Source organism: Brevibacterium zhoupengii, assembly GCF_021117425.1.
Classification (GTDB): Bacteria; Actinomycetota; Actinomycetes; order Actinomycetales; family Brevibacteriaceae; genus Brevibacterium; species Brevibacterium zhoupengii.
This window is the reverse complement of the sequence record NZ_CP088298.1, coordinates 2467182-2489203: the sequence shown is the minus strand read 5'-3', so window position 1 is coordinate 2489203 and position 22022 is coordinate 2467182. Positions and strand designations below refer to the sequence as shown.

The 22022-nt window shown below is 63.4% G+C and carries 17 protein-coding genes and 1 tRNA gene; 15 read left to right on the top strand and 3 right to left on the bottom strand.

From position 1 onward, the window contains the following. The first annotated feature begins 11 nt into the window (after positions 1-11). From trpE to LQ788_RS11340, 11 genes are all read left to right on the top strand, one after another. Entirely contained in the window at positions 12-1556 is a 1545-nt protein-coding gene (gene trpE, locus LQ788_RS11390; RefSeq protein ID WP_275901879.1) for an anthranilate synthase component I, read from the top strand. Position 1557: 1 nt separating this feature from the next. After that, the gene (locus LQ788_RS11385; RefSeq protein ID WP_231441068.1) at positions 1558-2085 is read left to right on the top strand and encodes a Trp biosynthesis-associated membrane protein; all 528 of its coding nucleotides are present in this window, start codon (positions 1558-1560) and stop codon (positions 2083-2085) included. Between the two features lie 98 nt (positions 2086-2183). Then, the gene (locus LQ788_RS11380) at positions 2184-2453 is read left to right on the top strand and encodes an HGxxPAAW family protein (RefSeq protein WP_231441066.1); all 270 of its coding nucleotides are present in this window, start codon (positions 2184-2186) and stop codon (positions 2451-2453) included. Further along, positions 2450-3253: an indole-3-glycerol phosphate synthase TrpC gene (gene trpC, locus LQ788_RS11375; protein WP_231441064.1), complete on the top strand. Its 804-nt coding sequence runs from the start codon at positions 2450-2452 to the stop codon at positions 3251-3253. Before LQ788_RS11380 ends, trpC begins: the two co-directional genes overlap by 4 nt. Positions 3254-3290: 37 nt before the next feature. Further along, positions 3291-4505, top strand: coding sequence for a tryptophan synthase subunit beta (gene trpB, locus LQ788_RS11370; RefSeq protein WP_231441061.1), 1215 nt, complete (start codon positions 3291-3293; stop codon positions 4503-4505). Beyond that, complete coding sequence (trpA, locus tag LQ788_RS11365; RefSeq protein ID WP_231441059.1) at positions 4502-5293, top strand: tryptophan synthase subunit alpha; 792 nt, start codon at positions 4502-4504, stop codon at positions 5291-5293. Before trpB ends, trpA begins: the two co-directional genes overlap by 4 nt. Next, positions 5290-5586: a hypothetical protein gene (locus LQ788_RS11360; RefSeq protein ID WP_231441057.1), complete on the top strand. Its 297-nt coding sequence runs from the start codon at positions 5290-5292 to the stop codon at positions 5584-5586. The genes trpA and LQ788_RS11360 overlap by 4 nt, the downstream gene beginning before the upstream one ends. A gap of 187 nt (positions 5587-5773) precedes the next feature. Then, positions 5774-10474: a glutamate synthase large subunit gene (gltB, locus tag LQ788_RS11355; RefSeq protein WP_231441055.1), complete on the top strand. Its 4701-nt coding sequence runs from the start codon at positions 5774-5776 to the stop codon at positions 10472-10474. Beyond that, positions 10467-11927: a glutamate synthase subunit beta gene (locus LQ788_RS11350; RefSeq protein ID WP_231441053.1), complete on the top strand. Its 1461-nt coding sequence runs from the start codon at positions 10467-10469 to the stop codon at positions 11925-11927. The genes gltB and LQ788_RS11350 overlap by 8 nt, the downstream gene beginning before the upstream one ends. A gap of 116 nt (positions 11928-12043) precedes the next feature. Further along, positions 12044-13591, top strand: a complete 1548-nt coding sequence (gene pyk, locus LQ788_RS11345) for a pyruvate kinase (RefSeq protein ID WP_231441051.1) — start codon at positions 12044-12046, stop codon at positions 13589-13591. Positions 13592-13783: 192 nt separating this feature from the next. Then, positions 13784-15196, top strand: a complete 1413-nt coding sequence (locus LQ788_RS11340) for a dicarboxylate/amino acid:cation symporter (protein ID WP_231441049.1) — start codon at positions 13784-13786, stop codon at positions 15194-15196. A 118-nt stretch (positions 15197-15314) separates the two neighbouring features. Here LQ788_RS11340 and LQ788_RS11335 read toward each other — a convergent pair whose 3' ends face one another. Continuing rightward, complete coding sequence (locus LQ788_RS11335) at positions 15315-15947, bottom strand: TetR/AcrR family transcriptional regulator (protein ID WP_231441047.1); 633 nt, start codon at positions 15945-15947, stop codon at positions 15315-15317. A 62-nt stretch (positions 15948-16009) separates the two neighbouring features. Between LQ788_RS11335 and LQ788_RS11330 the strand changes: the two genes are divergently transcribed. Both LQ788_RS11330 and LQ788_RS11325 read left to right on the top strand, forming a co-directional pair. Next, entirely contained in the window at positions 16010-17080 is a 1071-nt protein-coding gene (locus LQ788_RS11330) for a flavin-containing monooxygenase (protein ID WP_231441045.1), read from the top strand. Between the two features lie 111 nt (positions 17081-17191). Further along, complete coding sequence (locus LQ788_RS11325) at positions 17192-17788, top strand: GNAT family N-acetyltransferase (RefSeq protein WP_231441043.1); 597 nt, start codon at positions 17192-17194, stop codon at positions 17786-17788. Between the two features lie 68 nt (positions 17789-17856). Here LQ788_RS11325 and LQ788_RS11320 read toward each other — a convergent pair. Further along, a tRNA-Leu gene (locus tag LQ788_RS11320) sits at positions 17857-17938 on the bottom strand. A 160-nt stretch (positions 17939-18098) separates the two neighbouring features. Between LQ788_RS11320 and LQ788_RS11315 the strand changes: the two genes are divergently transcribed. Then, a complete protein-coding gene (locus tag LQ788_RS11315) occupies positions 18099-18719 on the top strand; it encodes an ANTAR domain-containing response regulator (protein WP_394801304.1) in 621 nt (206 codons plus the stop codon). Positions 18720-18853: 134 nt separating this feature from the next. Here LQ788_RS11315 and LQ788_RS11310 read toward each other — a convergent pair whose 3' ends face one another. Continuing rightward, positions 18854-19312 (bottom strand): PaaI family thioesterase, encoded by a 459-nt coding sequence (locus LQ788_RS11310; protein ID WP_231441041.1) that lies wholly within the window; start codon positions 19310-19312, stop codon positions 18854-18856. Between the two features lie 41 nt (positions 19313-19353). On the opposite strand from LQ788_RS11310, the gene polA reads away from it, so the two are divergent. Then, positions 19354-22020, top strand: a complete 2667-nt coding sequence (gene polA, locus LQ788_RS11305) for a DNA polymerase I (protein WP_231441039.1) — start codon at positions 19354-19356, stop codon at positions 22018-22020. Positions 22021-22022: the final 2 nt, after the last annotated feature.

Sequence of the window (22022 nt, the reverse complement as noted above, 5' to 3'; positions counted from 1 at the left end):
CGACGACTTCGATGACCGAGACCGGGCTGACGATCCGTCCCAGCCTCGAAGAATTTCGAGCCTCGGGCGCCGACCACCGCCTGGTACCTGTCCACGCGGAGGTGCTTGCCGACACGGAGACTCCTTTGAGTCTCTACCGCAAGCTCACCGACGGCGGACCCGGCAGCTTTCTCTTCGAGTCGGCCGTGTCCGGAGCCTGGGCACGCTACTCATTCATCGGCTCCGCTCCCGTGGCCACTCTGATCTCCGAGGGCGAGAGCTTCCGCTGGGAAGGCACACCACCGGTAGGCATCCCCGCCGAAGGCAGCGTTCTCGATGCAGTGACCGCGACCTTGGAACTGCTCGCCGTCGACGAGACCGAGTCAGTGCTGGCGCCCATGGTCTCAAGCTTCGTCGGCTATTTCGGTTGGGACATCGTCCGCCAGTTCGAAAAGCTCGGCCCAGCACCGGCCAATGAACACCATCTGCCGACAGTGCAGCTGATGATCCCCGGCGACATCGCGGTCTACGATCACTACTCGGGGACGCTGACTCTCGTGGCCAACGTCTTCAACGTCAACGGTGCCGACACCGGCATCGACGAGGCCTACCACGCGGGTGTCAACCGGATCGAAGCGATGCTGGCCAGGATCACCAAACCCGTCGACGCCGAGATCTCAAGCACTCACTTCATCCCGCCTCAGGTGTCGACACGCACCGACCCGCAGGTCTACCTTGACAATGTGGAACGGGCCAAGCGCGAAATCGTCGACGGTGAGATCTTCCAGGTCGTGCTCGGACAGCGCTTCGACACCGAGTGCACCGCCGACCCGCTGACGGTCTACCGGATGCTGCGCCACTCGAACCCCAGCCCATTCATGTACCTGCTCAACCTCCACGATGACCAAGGTCAGCCTGCCAGCATCATCGGTTCCTCACCGGAGGCTCTCGTCACGGTCCGCTCCGGTGACGTCGTCACCCATCCGATCGCGGGATCCCGCCCTCGGGGCGCCACCACGGAAGAGGACTCGGCCCTGGCCAGAGACCTCATCAACGATGAGAAGGAACTGGCTGAACACCTGATGCTCGTCGACCTTGCCCGCAACGACCTGGCGAAGGTCTGCCAGGCGGGGACCGTCGATGTCAGCGAATTCATGGACATTGTGCGCTACAGCCACATCATGCACATCTCATCAACCGTGCGCGGAGAGCTCGCGCCGGGCAAAGGGGCCGTGGACGTGCTTCGGGCCACGTTCCCCGCGGGCACTCTCTCCGGGGCGCCCAAGCCCCGTGCTCTGCAGATCATCGACGAACTGGAAAGCATCGGCCGTGGAATCTACGGGGGAGTCGTCGGCTATATGTCATTCACCGGAGACCTCGATCTGGCGATCGCCATCCGCACCGGCGTCCTCCGTGACTCGGTCATGAGCGTCTACGCCGGCGGTGGACTCGTCGCAGATTCGGTGCCCGAAACCGAATATCAGGAATCACAGAACAAGGCGGCCGCCGTGTTGGGTGCAGCATCGGCAGCCAGCGCGGTGACGAAGCTCGGGGAGCCGAGCGAGGAATGGACCTGATATGACGAAAACACGCGGTGTCCTCCTCGTCCTCATCCTTGCGGGAGCCCTGTGGGCGATCAGCCTCGCCTCCTGGCAGGCCGGGGTCACCGGTGACACGCTCGGACCAGCCGGTGTGGCCGACGTCTCAGAGGACACGAGTTCCCAGGCATCGCCGGTCGCCACCGCCTGCGTGGCAATCATCGCCGTCACCGGACTGCTCTCCGCCATGCTGGGCAAGATCGGACGATTCGTCGTCCTCGGCTTCGCCAGTCTGGCCGCGGTCGGCTACGGCATCACCGCACTGCAGTCCGTATCATCGCCCGGCGCCACCGCATGGCCGATCGTGGGGCTGTGCGCGGCGGCCATCGCGCTCATCGTCATCGTCTACGTCGCCTTCTCCTCGGCGAGCTGGACGAACTCGAACCGGTATGCCCGGACCGCGGAAGCCGGAGGCGAAGAGTTCGACCCGGCCGCAACTTGGGACGCCCTCTCCCGCGGAGACGATCCCGACTCCGCGGCTGGTGGGGCCGACGATGAATCGAAATGACCTCGTAACCGGGTCGGTGTCTCGACCCAACTCGAAGCGTGTCACAATGGATGCAACAAGTTTTCACGCGTGCCACGCCTGCATCTCTAAGGAGCACCATGTCGCAAACCGTCGCTCGTAACGGCGCAACCGATCTCGACAAATCGACGATCGACTATGCCGCCATCGCCGACCCAGGACACGGAAACTCCGTGGCCGGCTGGACCGGAGTCATCATCATCCTGATCGGTGTCACCATCGGCTGCGTCGGCTTCACGATTCACACCGCGATGATCACCTACGTCGGCGTCGGAGTCGTCGTACTCGGCCTCATCGTGGGCATCATCCTGCGTGCCGTCGGCCTGGGAAACAAGCCGAAGAGCAAATGACAGTTCTCGACGACATCGTCGCCGGCGTACGCGAAGACCTCGCCGAACGTCGGAGACAGATTCCACTGGCAGATGTCATTGACCGTGCGCGTGAGGCCCAGCCCGCGCGTTCGTTCGATCTAGAAGCCGATTTCGGTGTCATCGCCGAGGTGAAGCGACGTTCCCCTTCCCGCGGGGACCTCGCCCACATTCCTGATCCTGGAACCCTGGCCGGCCTCTACGCCGCCGGGGGAGCGCGAGCTATCAGCGTGCTCACCGAAGGGCGGCGCTTCTCCGGCAGCCTGGAGGACCTCGACTCCGTTCGAGCTGCAGTCGACATCCCCGTCCTGCGCAAGGACTTCATGGTCGAGGAATACCAGTTCCATGAAGCCCGCGCCCACGGTGCCGACCTCGTTCTCCTCATCGTCGCCGCACTCGAGGTCGAACAGCTCCACGAGTTCCACGCCCTTGCCCACGAACTGGGCATGACGGCTCTCGTCGAGACGCACAATGCCGAAGAGCTGGCCATCGCGGCAGAACTCGATGCCCCGCTGATCGGCATCAACACCCGCAACCTCAAGGATCTCAGCGTCGACACGAATCGCTTCGCGCCGCTGGCAGATCTCGCCCCCGCGAACTGCACTCTGGTAGCGGAGTCCGGGGTCACCGGTCCCGAAGACGTGGAGACCTACGCCGGAGCCGGAGCCGATCTTGTGCTCGTCGGCGAAGCACTCGTCACCGGAGGCGACGCGAAGTCGGCTGTGGCCGACTACACCGCGACCGGGCGGGAGCGCCGGGCGGCGAACAGTCTCCAGTCTTGACCCACCCGACCACCAATTCGAACCGCGAAGGACTGCAATGACCGATTTGAGCCAGGAGAACGGACCCTACTTCGGTTCGTACGGAGGCAGGTTCTTCCCAGAAGCGCTGATCCCCGCACTCGACGAGATCGAAGAGACTTGGCGCAAATCCCAGGTGGATCCGGCGTTCACCGAAGAGCTGCTGGACCTGCAGAAGAACTACATCGGCCGTCCCAGCCTGCTCACCGAGGCCACCCGATTCGCCGCGCACTGCGGCGGCGCGAGGATCTTCCTCAAGCGAGAAGACCTCAACCACACCGGCAGCCATAAGATCAACAACGCTCTGGGACAGGCTCTGCTGGCCAAGCGCATGGGCAAGACTCGCGTCATCGCTGAGACCGGAGCCGGACAGCACGGTGTTGCCACAGCCACAGCAGCAGCCCTCCTCGACATGGAGTGCGAGGTCTACATGGGCGAGGAAGACACTCAGCGGCAGGCACTCAACGTCGCCCGGATGCGGCTGCTGGGAGCGAAGGTCAACTCCGTGTCCAACGGCACCAAGACGCTCAAAGACGCAATGAACGAAGCGATGCGCGACTGGGTCGCCAACGTAGAGAACACGCACTACATCATCGGCACCGTCGCAGGCCCACACCCCTTCCCGGCCATGGTTCGCTCCTTCCAGGACGTCATCGGCATCGAGGCACGCGAACAGATACGCAACGCCGTCGGACGACTGCCCGACGCTGTCTGCGCCTGCGTCGGCGGCGGATCGAACGCCATGGGCATCTTCGCCGCATTCCTTGCCGACAAAGATGTTCAGATCTTCGGCTTCGAGGCCGGAGGAGAAGGCGTCGACAGCGGCCGCCACGCGGCACGATTCTCTGGTGGACGCCCTGGAGTCCTCCACGGCTCCGCCACCTACATCCTGCAGGACGAGGACGGGCAGACCCGAGGCTCCCACTCGATCTCGGCCGGCCTCGATTACCCCTCGGTCGGACCAGAGCACTCCTACCTGCACGATTCCGAACGCGTGACCTACGAACCCGTCGTCGATGAAGAGGCGATGGAAGCCATGCAGCTGCTGTCGCGCACCGAGGGCATCATTCCCGCGATCGAATCCGCCCACGCGCTGGCTGGTGCCATGCGGGTGGGACAGAAACTCGGCAGCGACGCGGTTCTGCTCGTCAACCTCTCCGGGCGCGGCGACAAGGACATGACGACCGCAGCCAAATGGTTCAACTACTTCGACGAAGGAGCTGTGCAGGTATGACGAGCTCAGGACCCCGAACCGGTACCACCCTCGACGCAGTCGCTCAGGTCGGCCGCAAGGCTGCGCTGATCGGGTATCTCCCCGTCGGCTTCCCCTCGGTCGAGGGCTCTATCGAAGCCATGGTCGAACTCGTGAAGTCCGGCGTCGACATCGTCGAAGTGGGCATGCCGTACTCGGATCCGGGCATGGACGGACCCGTCATCCAGCGTGCCGCCGAGCAGGGGCTGAACGCCGGGGTACGCACCTCTGACATCTTCACCGCCGTCGCAGCCGTTGCAGAAGCCGGCGGCACTGCCGTCGTCATGAGCTACTGGAACCTGGTGCTGCAGTACGGTGTGAGCGCATTCGCCCGAGATCTGGACTCCGCCGGCGGTGGCGGCATCATCACCCCGGACCTCATCCCAGACGAGGCAGCGGAATGGACTTCCGCTTCTGATGAGTACGATCTTGACCGCATCTTCCTCGCCGCTCCTTCCTCAACACCCGAACGCCTGTCCACGATCGTCGACGCGAGCCGCGGATTCGTCTACGCCGCCTCGACGATGGGAGTGACCGGAGTCCGCTCCGAGGTCGACAACCATGCTCGCGAGCTCGTCACACGTCTGAAGGACGCCGGAGCCCCGCATGCCTGCGTCGGGCTCGGAGTTTCGACGCGCGAACAGGCTGCCGAGGTTGCTGACTACGCTGACGGTGTCATCGTCGGTTCTGCCCTCGTGCGCGCTCTCGACAGCGACGGAGTCAGCGGTATCGCGACTCTGGCTGCTGAGCTCGCTGAGGGCTGTGCATGAGCCTGACCGAGCTGCTCACCTCCGATGCTGCACTTCGCCTCGGCCCCCTCGCGATCCCGGTATGGGCTCTGTGGGCTGTTGCGCTGCTGGTGGTGCTCGTCATCGTCTCCATCATCATCGTCCGCCTCATTCGGCGCGCCCGAAAGATCACTCGGGCGACGAACGATACTTCGCAGGCTGCCGACGGTGATCACACCTTCGGGTCCTATGGAGCCGTCACCTCGGCGATCTCCATCACCCCCGACGTGAAGCGGCGTTCCAGGGGCAACGGCGGGTCGACGACCGACGACTGAGGTTTTTTGGTTCGTTTTATGGTCCTTTTTCTGTGACATTCGGGGCTGCTGCGTGGTGTAAGTTGGAAAACCGACTGTGAGAACCACGTCACATCTGTGTCTGAGGACGATCTTCGAAGGGCACCGCGTAAACAGCTAGGGACAGCGCCGTCTTTAACGTAAACTCCTACACCCCGTGAAGGCAGCGATGTACAGTGAACATTCAACGACCCCGAAAGCTCCGCGCCAACCAGTCCGTGCCGGACTCTACGATCCCGCTCTTGAGCATGACGCCTGCGGACTCGCGCTCATCGTCCGTTACCGCGGCCCGGCTGACCATGAGGTCGTCGAGCAGGCCCTGACGGCACTGCGCAAGCTCGAACACCGAGGCGGCATCGGCTCCGACGAAGGCACCGGGGATGGCGCCGGGATCACCCTGCAGATTCCCCACGATTACTTCGCCGAGGTGCTGCGCGCCGATCGCGTCGAACTTCCCGACCCTGGCACCTACGCCGCGGGCATCGGGTTCTTCGCCCAGGACTACCGCCAGGATCTCATTCCCGACGAAGCCTTTCCCACAGACGATCGGGAGGCGCCGGGTACCGGCGGAGCAGTTGACTCGCCAGCAGATCAGGAAGAGCTCGTCGAGCGCATCGCCGCCGAGGAGGGCCTGAAGGTCCTCGCCTACCGCGATGTCCCGCACGATGCGAGCGTGCTCGGCGAGACCGCACGCTCCACCATGCCGCGCATGCGCCAGCTCTTCCTCATCGGCGACGAGCGGTACCCGCTGCGGGACGCACAGGACCTCAACCGCAGGTCCTACATCGTGAGGAAGCGCCTTGACCATGCCGGGCTCTACTTCCCTTCGCTCAACCAGGGCACCATCACCTATAAGGGCATGCTCTCGACAGGTCAGCTCTCGGCCTTCTACACCGAACTCCTCGACGAGCGAGTGACCTCACGCATCGCACTCGTCCACTCACGGTTCTCGACAAACACCTTCCCGTCCTGGCAACTCGCACAGCCCTTCGGCACAATCGCGCACAACGGCGAGATCAACACGGTGCGCGGAAACCGCAACTGGATGCAGGCCAGGGAATCCAAGCTGGCCTCCGAGCTGCTCGTCTCCCCGGTGCCCGGCACCTCGGAGAGCATTGACCGGCTGTGCCCGATCGTGCCTCCCGGCGCCTCTGACTCTGCGTCTTTCAATTCGGTGCTCGAACTCATGGTCGCCTCGGGCAGGTCCCTGCCGCAGGCAATGCTGATGATGATTCCGGAAGCCTGGGAGAACAACCCCGGCATGGGGGAGTCCCGCAAGGCCTTCTACGAATATCACTCCCTGCTGATGGAGCCATGGGACGGACCCGCCTGCGTGGCATTCACCGACGGAAAGCTGGCCGGGGCTGTCCTCGACCGCAATGGTCTGCGGCCCGCACGCTACGTCATGACCTCAGACACCGTGGTTCTGGCCAGTGAGATCGGTGTCGTCGACCTGCCAGAGGCCGATATCGTCGCCCGCGGTCGACTGACACCGGGACGCATGTTCCTCGTCGACACCGAATCCGAACGGATCATCTCCGATACGGAGATCAAGAACCAGCTCGCCACCGAATACCCCTATGAGGAATGGGTCAAGAGCTGTTCGCGTCGCCTCGCGGACCTGCCCACCCGGATCCACGTCACCCACCCTCAGGCCTCGGTGCGCAGGCGTCAGCGCACCTTCGGCTACACCGAGGAAGAGCTGCGCATCCTCATCTCACCGATGGCCGAGACCGGGGCCGAACCTCTGGGAGCCATGGGAACGGATACGGCCATCGCGGCACTGAGCCAACGGCCGAGACTGCTCTTCGACTACTTCCATCAGAACTTCGCGCAGGTGACGAACCCGCCGCTGGACTCCATCCGCGAGGATATCGTCACCAGCATGTCCTCAGGCATCGGGCGCGAAGGCAACCTTCTGCAGTTCGCCCAGCCGGACTCCGCGCATATCCTCCTCGATCAGCCGGTCATCGACAACGACGAGCTCACGGCGATCGCACATGTCCAAGGCCACCACCTCGGCGTCGACAATGGTCGACCCAGCGTGACACTGGCCGGTCTGTACTCGGTCAATGCCGGACCCGACGCCATGGCGAAGCGACTTGAAGCACTGTGCCGGGAGGCCAGCGCGGCCGTCGCCACCGGAGCCGTGTTCATCATCCTCAGCGACAGGGACTCGACCGCAGACCTGGCACCGATTCCCTCGCTGCTGCTGACCTCGGCTCTTCACCATCACCTGGTGCGCGAGCGTTCACGGACCCGCGTGTCCATCATCGTCGAGGCCGGTGATGTCCGCGAGGTCCACCACGTGGCCACACTCGTGGCCTTCGGAGCCTCCGCGGTCAACCCCTATCTCGTGATGGAATCCGCCGAGGCCCTCGTCCGTTCGGACAGGATCCGCGGCATCAGCGAATCGGCGGCCGTGGCAAATGTGCTCACAGCGCTGAATAAAGGTCTGCTCAAGATCATGTCGAAGATGGGGATCTCGACCGTTCAGTCCTACCACGGTGCGCAGACCTTCGAGGCTCTCGGACTGTCGGATGAGTTCATCGACGAGTACTTCACCTCCACCCCGCACCAGCTCGGCGGTAAGGGAATCCGTGAGATCACCGCGGAGTCGACTGCTCGGCATGCTCATGCCTACCGTGACGATCATCCTCGTCCCTCGCACCGGAATCTGCTGGTCGGCGGCGAATACCAATGGCGCAGGGAAGGACCGGGCCACCTGTTCAACCCGGAGACGATCTTCAAGCTCCAGCACTCCACCGCCACCGGCCGCTTCGACATCTTCGGCGAGTACACGCAGGCCGTGAACGAACAGTCACGTGAGCTCATGACCCTCCGTGGCCTCTTCGATCTCGTACCGACGGAGTCTGGGCCGATCGACATCGCCGAGGTGGAGCCGGCGAGCGAGATCATGAAACGCTTCTCGACCGGTGCCATGAGCTACGGCTCCCTGTCCCAGGAAGCGCACGAGACTCTGGCCATCGCCATGAACCGCATCGGCGGGAAGTCCAACACCGGCGAGGGCGGAGAGGACACGGAGAGACTCATCGATCCCGAACGACGCTCGGCGATCAAGCAGATCGCCAGCGGACGCTTCGGAGTGACCAGTCACTATCTGACCCAGGCCGATGATCTGCAGATCAAGATGGCCCAGGGCGCGAAACCAGGGGAAGGCGGTCAGCTTCCCGGAACCAAGGTCTACCCGTGGATCGCCAAGACCCGCCATGCCACCCCAGGCGTGGGACTGATCTCCCCGCCGCCGCACCACGACATCTATTCGATCGAGGACCTCGCTCAGCTCATCCACGACCTCGGTCGCGCGAATGCTCGAGCCCGCGTGCACGTCAAGCTCGTCTCCGGAATCGGCGTCGGCACGGTGGCCGCGGGGGTCGCCAAGGCTGGAGCAGACGTCGTCCTCATCTCCGGCCATGATGGAGGCACGGGCGCCAGCCCCCTCAACTCCCTCAAGCACGCCGGCACACCGTGGGAGCTCGGACTGGCCGAGGCACAACAGACCCTGGTGCTCAACGGGTTGCGCGAGAAGGTCAGCGTCCAGGTCGACGGCCAGCTCAAGACCGGCCGCGACGTCATCATCGCCGCCCTGCTCGGCGGCGAGGAGTTCGGGTTCGCGACCACTGCTCTCGTGGTCTCCGGCTGCATCATGATGCGTGTGTGCCACAAGGACACGTGTCCCGTCGGCGTCGCCACTCAGAATCCGAAGCTGCGTGAACGCTTCCACGGCCAGGCCGATCATGTCGTGAACTTCTTCACCTTCATCGCCGAGGAGGTGCGCGGCTACCTCGCACAGCTGGGCCTGCGCTCACTCGATGAGGCCATCGGTGCGGTCGAGAGACTGCGCATCGATGAGAAGCGCGCCGAGGCCTCGGGCCTCAACCTCGACCTGGCATCGATCCTCACCGTGCCCGAGGACGTCCATGGAAACACCGCAGTGGCCCGCAAATGCACCACCGAAGTCAACCGCGACTTCGCGGGCGAACTCGACCTGCGTCTGCTGGCCGAGGCCGGGGACGCGATCGAGTCCGGCACCGCGGCCACGATCACCTCGGCGATCGAGAACACCGACCGCAGCGTCGGCACGCTGCTGGGACACAACGTCACGCTCGCCCACGCGGATGCGGGGCTGCCTGAGCACACGATCAGGTTGGAGCTGCACGGAACTGCCGGACAGTCCCTCGGAGCATTCCTCCCGCGCGGAGTCAGCATCGACCTGCACGGTGACGCCAACGACTATGTCGGCAAGGGGCTGTCGGGCGGAACCATCAGCGTGCATCCGCACACGGAGAATCTGACCCGACCCGAGCACAACGTCATCGCCGGAAACGTCCTGGGATACGGTGCGACCGCTGGCAAGCTGTTCGTGTCCGGTCAAGTCGGGGAGCGGTTCATGGTGCGCAACTCCGGCGCCGAGGCGGTGGTCGAGGGAATCGGTGACCACGGACTCGAATACATGACCGGTGGCCTTGCCATGATCCTCGGCAGCACCGGGCGCAATTTCGCCGCCGGAATGTCGGGCGGCACGGCCTACGTCCTCGACTTCAACCCCGCCAAGCTCAATCCGAAGGAACGCGCTGCCGGCGTGTTCCGGTTCACCGGGGTGGGGATCACCGATATGGAAGTCCTCCAACGCCTGCTGGATGAACACGTTCAGTGGACGGGCTCACCTTTGGCCGCTCAACTCCTCGACGGACTGCGCCGAGGAGAGGACGTCCTCTCCCGCTTCACCAAGATCATTCCCGTCGCGTATGCGATGGTCAAAGACGTTCAGGAGGAGTTCACCGCGGCAGGACAGTCAGCGGATTCGGACGATGCCTGGCACAAAATTCTGGAGGTCGCCAATGGCTGATCCACACGGATTCCTCACCATCGACCAGCGGGAGCTGCCCCGGCGGCGCCCGGTTCCCATTCGTCTCATGGACTACCGCGAGGTCTACGAAGCCGGCGATCCGGAGCAGCTGCGCAGGCAGGCCTCGCGCTGCATGGACTGCGGCGTGCCCTTCTGCCACCAGGGGTGCCCACTGGGCAATCTGATTCCGGAGTTCAACGATGCGATGTACCGTGGCGAGCTGCCGCGGGCCGTCGAACTGCTGCATGCGACGAACAACTTTCCGGAGTTCACCGGTCGCGCCTGCCCCGCACCGTGTGAGAACGCCTGTGTCCTCGGGATCAATCAGCCCGCCGTGACGATCAAACAGGTTGAGGTCTCGATCGTCGACCAGGGCTTCGCAGCCGGACTCATTCAGCCGGTGATTCCCGAACGAATCACCGGGCACACCGTCGCCGTCATCGGCTCCGGTCCGACCGGTCTTGCCGCCGCTCAGCAGCTGACGCGGGCCGGGCACACCGTGGTTGTCCACGAACGTGATGACCGCCTCGGCGGCCTGCTGCGCTATGGGATCCCCGACTTCAAACTCGAGAAGCACCATATCGACCGCCGGCTCGACCAGATGCGTGCCGAGGGCACACGGTTCAAAACATCGGTCGAAGTGGGCCGGGACATCAGCTTTGAGGAGCTGCAGTCAAGCTTCGACGCCGTCATCGTGTGCACGGGTGCCACCGTGCCGCGGGACATGAGCATCGGCGGCCGCGACCTCAACGGGATCGAATTCGCGATGGACTATCTTGTGCCCTCGAACCGAGTCCAGGCAGGGGAGCAGCCGGGATCCGGCCCGGCCGGCGCGCACATCGACGCCGGAGGCAAGCACGTCATCATCATCGGCGGCGGAGATACGGGTGCGGACTGTCTGGGCACGGCACTGCGGCAGTCGGCGGCCTCGGTCACGACCTTGGCGATCGGGGCACAGCCTCCGGTCGAACGCAGCGAATCCGACCCGTGGCCGACCGTTCCGCGGATCTTCGAAGTTCAGTCCTCCCACGAGGAGGGCGGAACTCGGCGCTACCTCGCATCGACGACGGGGTTCGTCGGAGATGACGAGGGCCAAGTGATCGGGATTGACGTCGCCGAGACCAAGTTCGTCGACGGTCGGCGGGTCCCGACGCCTGGGACCGAGCACCGGCTCGACGCCGATCTCGTTCTCCTGGCGCTCGGATTCTCCGGCCCCGAGGCGGAGGCACTGGGCCTCGACGTCAGTGACAGCGGAGCCTTCGACCGCGACGAGTCCTACACGGGCTCGCTGCCGGGGGTCTTCATCGCCGGCGACGCAGGCCGTGGACAGTCGCTTATCGTCTGGGCAATCGCGGAGGGAAGGTCGGCGGCAGCTGAAGTCGACCGGTTTCTCACGGGGTCGACTCGGCTGCCCGAGCCGGTCCGACCACACGACCGGAGTTTTAAATGTTAAGATAGATCGTGTCATTTAATGAGAATCACGCACACCGATGTGCGTGATTCTCCTCCGACGAACAGACGTGACGGGCGGTTCGAGCCGCCCGTCACGGTACAGGTAGGGTGGTGTGCATGAGGCGTGCAAAGATAGTCGCAACATTAGGTCCGAATCAGAACTCCTATGAAGAGATCCGCGCTCTCGTCGACGAAGGCGTCGATGTGGCCCGATTCAATCTCAGCCACGGCAAGCGGGAAGAACACGAAGAGAAATTCGCCTGGGTCCGCCAGGCAGCACTCGACACCGGACGCGCAGTTGCTCTGCTGCTCGATCTGCAAGGCCCGAAGATTCGGGTCGGCAACTTCGCCAACGGCAAAGAAGAGCTGGTCGAAGGTGCGACATTCACCATCACCAATCGCGACATCGCGGGTACAGCAGAGATCGTGAGCACCACGCTGTCGACCCTTCCCGGTGATGTGTCAGTGGGCGATCCGCTGCTCATCGACGACGGGCGCCTGCGCCTGCGGGCCACCGAGGTCACCGACACCGATGTCGTCACCGAGGTCGAGATCGGCGGAACGATCTCCAACCACAAGGGCATCAACCTGCCCGGCGTTCCGGTCTCCGTCCCCGCCTTGTCGGAAAAGGACATCGAGGACCTCAAATGGGGTCTCAGCCTCGGGTTCGACTGGGTGGCACTGTCCTTCGTGCGCAGCCCCGAAGACATGGACGATGTCAGAGCGGTCATGGACGAGGTCGGCATCACCGCACCCGTCATCGCAAAACTTGAGAAGCCACAGGCCGTGGAGCAGCTCGATGCCGTCATCGACGCCTTCGACGGAATCATGGTTGCCCGCGGCGACCTGGGCGTGGAACTGCCTCTCGAGCAGGTTCCCATCGTGCAGAAGCGCGCGGTGGAGATCGCGCGTCAGCAGGCCAAGCCCGTCATCGTGGCCACGCAGATGCTCGAAACCATGATCGATGCGGCCAGGCCGACGCGCGCCGAGGCCAGCGACTGTGCCAATGCCGTCCTCGACGGCGCCGATGCCCTCATGCTCTCCGGAGAGACTTCCGTGGGCGAGTACTGGGTCGAAGCAATTCGCACCATGAGCCGCATCATCGAATCCACCGAGGAACACGGCATGGAGCGGATTCCGCAGCTGGGTACGGTTCCTCACACTAAGGGCGGTGCCGTCACCGCAGCAGCAGTCCAGATCGCCGAGCAGCTTGATATCGACCTGCTCTGCACGTTCTCGCAGACGGGTGACTCCGTGCGCCGGATGTCGCGTCTGCGTCCGGCTTGGCCGATCCTCGGCTTCACTCCCGACCCACAGGTTCGCCATCAGCTGGCTCTGACCTGGGGTGTGCGACCCTATCTCGTGAAGACCGTGCGCCACACGGACCAGATGGCCAGGCAGGTCGATGCCGTGCTGCTGGCCGATGGAACTGCGCGCGAGGGAGATCAGAGCATCCTCGTGGCCGGTTCTCCTCCCGGAATTCCCGGCTCGACAAACGCACTGCGCATCCACACGATGGGCGATGCGGCCAAGGGCGTTGCTGCGGCGTACGAAGACTCCTCGGACAATGAGGAAGATCCGTTGGCCGGATACGGCATCGTGTCCGAGTCGCCGATCACGCGTGAGGTGCCGATCGTCAAAGAAGGCGGCACACCCCGACACTGAGACGTCGACAACGGCGGCCACCCCGATTCGGGGTGGCCGCCGTTGTCATGTGTCCGGGCAGGCGAGACCGCAGTGAGATGCACTTCACTCGAACTTGCGGAATTTCCAAGATTGCTCAACAGTTGTGCTGTGGGTGAACGGCTCGTGAGATGAGCCTTGCCCGGAAATCAACAGACGAAGAAGAGGAATGGCATGAGATTGCCCAAATGGAGCCGATCATTCGGGGTGCAGGTCACCATAGCCCTGATTGCGGGTGTGATCCTCGGACTGGTCGCCCGCTCTTGGGGCCCGGTCAGCGAAGATCAGGACAACTGGCTCGGACAGACCTTGGACACCATCGGATCGTCCTATGTGACTCTCCTCAAGGCGGCCGTCGTGCCGCTCGTGATCACTGCAATCATTGCCAGCATCGGCAATCTGCGTAAGGTCACCAACGCCGCCAGGCTCGCAGTCTCCACCCTCCTGTGGTTCGCATTCACGGCGCTCATCGCCGTTCTCATCGGACTCATCCTCGGCGTCGTGATTCAGCCGGGCATGCACGCTGATGCCACATCGTTGAGCGGTTCTGCTCCCGATTCGCAAGGCAGCTGGATCGGATTCCTCACCGGACTCGTTCCGGTCAACTTCCTCGGGCTCGAGGTCGGCACCTCCGCCGATGAGGCCGGCGGACTGGTCTCCGAAGTCGACTTCAACATTCTTCAGCTCATCATCGTCTCCGGCGCGATCGGCATCGCCGCGGTCAAGGTCGGCAAGGCCGCTGAACCCTTCCTCCAGTTCACCGAGGCGGCGCTGGCGGTCGTGCAGAAGGTTGTGTGGTGGATCGTGCGCATCGCACCGATCGGCACCCTGGGCCTCATCGGCAACGCCGTGAACTCCTACGGCTGGTCGACGATGGGTTCCCTGCTGTGGTTCGTCGTCGCAGTCTATGTGGGACTCGCCATTGTCTTCTTCATCGTCTACCCGACTCTGGCCAAGCTCAACGGTCTCTCCGTTCGCCAGTACTTCTCCGGAGTGTGGCCGGCTGCCCAGATGGGCTTCGTCTCCCGGTCATCGATCGGCACCATGCCGGTGACCCAGAAGGTCGCCACCGACAACTTCGGCGTTCCCCAGAGCTACGCGGCCTTCGCAGTGCCCTTCGGCGCGACCACGAAGATGGACGGATGTGCTGCGATCTACCCTGCGATCGCTGCCGTGTTCGTGGCCCAGTTCTTCGGAATCGATCTCACGATCGTCCAGTACTTCCTCATCGTCTTCGTCTCCGTCATCGGTTCGGCGGCAACGGCGGGAACGACCGGCGCCACAGTCATGTTGACTCTGACGCTGTCCACACTCGGTCTGCCGCTCGAAGGTGTGGGACTGCTGCTGGCGATCGAACCAATCGTCGACATGGGACGCACCGCACTCAACGTCTCCGGACAGGCACTCGTCCCGGCAATCGTCGCGAAGCGCCACGGCATCCTCGACGAGGCACGCTATGACGCCGACCGTATCGACGGCTATGTGCCCGTCGATGAGGATGCAGAAGAGAGCGTCCTTGCCAGCGAGAGCGCCGAAAATACTGAGGGCGCTGAACTCGAACAGCCGTCGGGCGGGACCCGAGCCTGAGCGGCTTCGACGCCTGCTGGCCCTGCGCCTTCAGTGATCCACATCGCTGAAGGCACAGGGCCAGCGGTTTCTGGAGGCGGCGAGGATACGCAGATGTCATCGTCGCCTCGCGGTTCAGTCACTGTACGCCGAGTGCACCGAGCAGTGTTGTGCGGACGAGTTCCCGATACTCGTGTGGCGTCCAGGACAGGTTCGTCACCAGCATCCGATACGACTCCGGGTGGCCGATGGTCCAGATCATCGCTGCCGCCTCCTCATCGGAGGTGTCGGTCAGCGCTCCTCGTTCCCGCAGCGCCGCGGCAGCGAGCCGATAGTTTCGCAGGCGCTGTTCATCGCGTGTGTTCTGCACTCGTGCGGCACCCTTGTCGATCGCGGCTGCCTGATGAATCACCGTCCAGATGTCGGAGGTCCGAGCATTGACCTCGAGAAACCAATCAGCGAGGACATCGACGACCTCTGCAGGTGCAGTCGTCCCTTCGACTCGTGCCGTCATGAGCTCTGGCACGCTGAGCCGGTCTTCACGTCCGGATGCCTCAGCGTCGAGGACCGCTGACAGGAGCGCGGCCTTGTTCCCAACGGAGTTGTAGATCGTCTGCATCGAGACCTGGGCTCGAGCTGCGATCGCACTGATCGACGTTGTGACATACCCGCCGGCGATGAACAGTTCTCGGGCGGCAATGACGATGTGTCTGCGAGTGAGAGCGGCGTGGGCACTGCGAAGGGACGAGGCCTTGGCTGTTTGATCAGACATGCCAATTAGTATATACATCCAGTCGCTGGAAGCGTATTCTAATGATGTCGAAGGAGGTTGCCATGGAGCAGCTCGACATCATCGTCATCGGCGCCGGCCAATCAGGGCTTGCCGTCGGATATCACCTGAGGAACACATCGGCGCGACTTGCCATCCTCGATGCTCATGAACGGATCGGCGATACCTGGCGGAACCGGTGGGAGTCTCTGCGCCTCTTCACTCCGGGCCGCTTCAGCGCGTTGCCGGGTTCACCGAGTCCCGCCGGACGGAGCGGGTTCGCCGGCAAAGACGAGATAGCCGCGTATCTGGAGGACTACGCTTCACGATTCAACCTTCCTGTCAGGACCGGGGTGGTCGTGAGCCGCGTAGCTGCGGTCGCAGGAGGCTTCGAGGTCAGCACAGATGCCGGGGACCTCTACGCCCGCAGCGTCGTCTGCGCCGCTGGTCACAATGCGGTGCCGCAGGTTCCGAAGTTCTCTCGAAATCTGCACGAGAGCATTTCGCAGATGCACAGCGCTGACTACCGTGGGCCGGGCAGCATCGGCGAGGGCACCGTGCTCGTCGTCGGTGCAGGCACCTCGGGTGCGGAGATCGCACTGGAGCTTTCGGCAGACCACACAGTTCTGTTGGCTGGTCGATCCACGCCCCATATTCCCGATGCTCTCTTTCGCTACGCCGGGGGACTCTACTGGCTCATCGTGCAACGGCTGCTCACCACCGCCACTATGCCGGGCCGCAGGGTTGCAGCAGTCTTCGGTCGACGCGGTGCACCTCTGATTCGCATCTCGATGGCCCAGGTGGCTGCGGCCGGAGTCAGACGGCTCCCGCGAATCACACATGCGGTCGGAGGAGCGCCGGCCACCGACGAGGAGACGGTGCCATCTGTGGACACGGTGATCTGGGCGACGGGGTTTCGTCCAGATCTGAGCTGGCTGCCACAGCTGGAAGTCGACGACATCGGAATTCCCGTCACCCGCAGGGGAGTCGTCTCCGACATTCCGGGTCTCTACTTCATGGGGATGCCATTTCAGTACTCATTGACCTCTGGTCTCCTCGGCGGCGCCGGTCGCGACGCTGCCTATATCGTCGACAGAATTTTCGAACGTGCCTCCGCGACGGCATTGTCCTCGTGAATCCCTCACAAGGAGAAGCCCTCGCAAGGGAATGAGGTCCTCGATTCCGTGCTTGAATCGAGACAGCAGTCGAGAACTGCACCGATCACAGATCTCATTGGGGGAGTCGATATGCCTGGGTCATCCGAGAAGGCCGGATCGGCAGCTGGGCCGGAGAACATATCCGGGCAGACCTCACGCGGGATGAGCGTCGCGCTCATGTCGGTTGCGGGTGTCTCCGGCGAGGAGATCGAACAGATCACTGAGGTCTTCGCCCGACTCATCGCCGGCGGAGCGGCCCTGGGCTGGGTCGACCCTCCCCGCTATGCCGAGATCGCCGAGCTCATGGGCGGGCTCGCCGCTGCCACAGCCACCGGAGACGCACGAGCGGCCATTGCCCGAGACGGTGACGGCTCGATCGTCGGCATCGCCTACTGGACCCGGTACCAGCGCCCGACGCATCGACCGCACGTCGACATCGAGAAGGTCGCAGTGGATCCTCGAACCCAGAGGGCAGGTATCGGCCGGGAGCTGATGAATGTCCTCGTCGCCTCGGCGCGCGACATCGGGGTCGAAGTCATCACCCTCGACCTCCGCGGTGACAACGGGCGGGCAATTGCGCTCTACGAATCATTGGGCTTCGAACGCTACGGCCTCCTCGGCGGTTTCGTTGCCGTCGGAGATCAGCGCTTTGACATGCACCTATTCGCCCTTGATCTCCGCCGCTGATGCACAAAACCCCCGAACCTGAGTTCGAGGGTCCTGCGCATCCGAGCACTGAGACTCGGGTCTATGTGTACCGGATGTGGGACTCGAACCCACACGTCTCTCGACAATGCATTTTGAGTGCACCGCGTCTACCGATTCCGCCAATCCGGCTCGCCGCGGACCGAATCCGCAACAGGGACGAGTTTACGACAGCTCTTATATGATTGCACAATCGGTTTCTGTGGTGGCTATCACACGGGTGGCTACCATCACAGAAGAAACTTGGGTACCGATGTCGGTGCACCGATGGGGGCTGGTTTAGACTGGTGCCGTGCTTTCAAACAGCGAACAACCAACTTCAGATGAGTCCGTGCCGGTTCGCCGCGTCGTAGTGGCGGAAGACGAGGCCGTGATTCGTCTCGATATCGTCGAGATGCTGCGCGAGGTCGGATACGACGTCGTCGGCGAAGCCGCAGACGGCGAATCCGCTATCCGCCTGGCCGAGGAGCTGCGCCCTGATCTCGTCGTGATGGACATCAAGATGCCCATCCTCGACGGAATCTCTGCCGCGGAGAGGATCGCTCGGGCGCGTATCGCCCCAGTGGTGCTGCTCACCGCCTTCTCGCAGAAGGAGCTCGTCGAACGAGCCCGCGATGCCGGAGCAATGGCCTACGTGGTCAAGCCCTTCACCGCAGCAGATCTCATCCCGGCCCTCGAAATCGCCCTGTCGCGTCACGCGGAGATCAGCTCCTTGGAGAGTGAGATCTCCGACCTGACCGAACGCTTCGAGACCCGTAAGGTCGTCGAACGCGCCAAGAGCCTGCTCCAGACCTCGATGGGTCTCAGCGAGCCGGAGGCCTTCCGCTGGATCCAGAAGACCTCGATGGACCGCCGCCTGACCATGCGTGAGGTTGCTGACACCGTTCTCAAGCAGATCGGCTCCAACAAGTAGCTCAGAGCCCACCCGAACACACACTGAGGCCGACGAATCCAATGAGGATTCGCCGGCCTCCTTCGTTCAACCAGTGACCGCCAGTCAGACTGTCACCAACCGCTGTCCACCTGGGCTCGGTCGCTGGCCATTGTCTATTTGGGCTCGGTTTTGAGGATCATGTTCGTGATCCGCACGATCGAGAGAAGCCGGCCAGCGGCATCGGTCATCTTCACCTCATGGGACACGATCGTGCGGCCCTGGTGGAGCACCTCGGCGCGGCCGGTCACGGTGCCGTCCCGAGCTGCGCGCAGATGCGTGGCGTTGAGGTCGACTCCGACCACGTTCTTGCCACCGGAGATGAGGAACGAGTGCATCGAGGCCAAGGACTCGGCCAGCACGACGTGACCGCCGCCGTGGAAGAGGCCCATCGGCTGAGTATTGCCCGTCACCGGCACCGCTCCAGTGGCATGTTCGTGGCTCAGCTCTGTGAACTCGATGCCCATCTTCGCGGCGAGGGCACCGACCGCTTCTGGACTGTTGAGCTGGCCGAGCATCTCCCGACACTGGTCTTCGGTGGTGTGAGCGCTCAGCGATGCGGCCGGAATGAACATCGTTCTCCTTCATGTCAGTTTTGAACGATAGGCTATGCCATGTGACTCAAGTAAACGAATCCCTCCTGCTCATCGATGGACACTCTCTGGCCTACCGGGCATTCCACGCCCTGCCGGTGGAGAACTTCTCCACCAGCACCGGCCAGTCGACGAACGCCATCTACGGCTTCATCTCGATGCTCATCAATGTCCTCAGAGACGAGTCACCCAGCCACGTGGCCGTGGCCTTCGACCTGGGACGACAGACCTTCCGCCTCGAGGAATACCCCGAGTACAAGGCAGGACGTGCCAAGACGCCGCCGGAGTTCCACCCGCAGATCGATCTGATCAAGGACATCGTGGTGGCCATGGGAATCGCGGTTGTGACCAAAGAGGGCTTCGAAGCCGACGACGCGCTGGCGACCATGGCGCGCATGGGCACCGAAGCCGGTGCACAGGTCGAGGTGATGAGCGGAGACAAGGACTCCTTCCAGCTCTCCAACGACTCCGTGACGATCCTCTACCCCAAACGCGGAGTCAGCGACCTCAATCGCATGACCCCGGCCGCAATCGAGGAGAAATACGCAGTCACCCCCGCAAACTACCGGGGGCTCGCGGCCCTCGTGGGGGAGAAAGCGGACAACCTTCCCGGTGTCCCAGGAGTCGGTGACAAGACCGCAGCGAAATGGCTGGCCGCCTACGGTGATCTGCCGGGAGTGCTGGAGAACGCAGAGGCGATCAAAGGCAAGGTCGGGGAGAAGCTGCGCGACCACATTCCCGAGGTCGAACGCAACTTCCGACTCAACCGCCTCCTCGACGATGTCGACCTGGGCCTGACGTATGCCGATCTCAAATGGGGCGAGGGCGACCCGAGCGAACTTTCGAACCTGTTCGACCAACTCGAATTCCAGGCTCTCGGCAAACGACTGAGCGCGATCTTCGGTGAAGAGGCCGTGCCGGAGGAGGCCACCGGTCCCGCCCGGGAGGTCTCCGTTGAGATGCTCGACGTGCCCGCACTTCTGGAGAAGATGACGGACTCCGATGTGCTCGCCCTCGATTCCGATGCGCGGTACGAACTCGGACACGGCGACGTGCGGATCCTCGCCGTCTCCGGTGCCCCTGAAGAGGCCTGGGTCGTCGACCTCGCCGAGGCGGGGGAAGCCGATATCTCGAAACTGAGCTCGGCGCTGCGGTCGAAGACCCTGATCCTGCACAGTTCGAAGACCCAGATCAAGGCCTGGCGTTCACTGGGCCTGGAAGTCGACGACGTTGCCGGTGACACGGCGCTGGCAGCCTACCTCCTGGTGCCCGATCAGCGCAGCTACGAACTGCCGCAGATCGCGCTCGAACGCGCCGGGATCGAACTCAGCGATGCCGAAGGTGACAGCGGGCAGTTGGCCCTCGACCTCGACTCCGACCACACCGCTCAGACCCACGGACACAGGGCAGCCGCGCTGCTCGAGGTCCATGACATCCTGGCGACGAAGATCGACGAAGCCAATATGAGCCAGGTCTATCGCGATATCGAACTGCCCTTGGTCCCTGTGCTGGCCAGGATGGAACTTGCCGGCATCGCCGTCGATGAGGCAGGACTGTCCGGACTCATCGACGAATTCACAAAACAGGCCAACGCAAGCGCAGAACTCGCCTATGAAGCAATCGGTCATGAGGTCAACCTCGGATCACCGAAGCAGCTGCAGACCGTGCTCTTCGACGAACTCGACATGCCCAAGACCAAACGCACGAAGACCGGGTACACCACCGACGCCGAGGCGCTGGCGGAGCTGTTCATCAAGACCGAGCACCCGTTCCTGCAGCATCTGCTGGCCTACCGTGACTCCACGAAGCTCAAGCAGACCGTCGTCGGGCTGCTCAAAACCGTGGCCGAGGACGGCCGTATCCACACCACCTACCAGCAGACCGTCGCCGCAACCGGGCGCCTGTCCTCACTGGACCCGAACCTGCAGAACATTCCGGTGCGCACCGAATCGGGGCGACGAATCCGCGAGATCTTCATCGCCGACCCACACGTCGACAACGCTCGACTGCTGACGGCTGACTACTCGCAGATCGAAATGCGCATCATGGCCCACCTCTCGGGCGACGCCGCACTGATCCAGGCATTCAAGGACGGGGAGGACCTGCACTCCTACGTCGGTTCGAAGGTCTTCGGCGTCGGCATCGACGAGGTGGACTCGGCGATGCGGTCAAAGGTCAAGGCCATGTCCTACGGCCTGGTCTACGGACTCTCCGCCTATGGTCTCTCCCGTCAGCTGGCAATCGGCGTCGACGAGGCGAAGAACCTCATGGAGCAGTACTTCGAACGCTTCGGCGCAGTCAAGGACTACCTCGACGAGATCGTCGAACAGGCACGTGCCAACGGGTACACCGAGACCATCATGGGACGCAGACGGTACCTGCCTGCACTGCACAGTGACCGGCGACAGCTGCGGGACATGGCCGAACGCGCTGCCCTCAACGCCCCGATCCAGGGATCTGCCGCGGACATCATGAAGATCGCCATGCTCAAGGTCAGCGACCGTCTCAGTGATCACAGATCAACGGTCCTGCTGCAGGTCCATGACGAGATCATCGTCGACGTCCACCCCGAGGAGATCGACTCTGTCACGCAGATCGTCACCGAGGAGATGGGCTCGGCCTTCGAACTCGACGTGCCGCTCGACGTCAACGTCGGCACCGGAACCTCCTGGCACGACGCAGCGCACTGAGG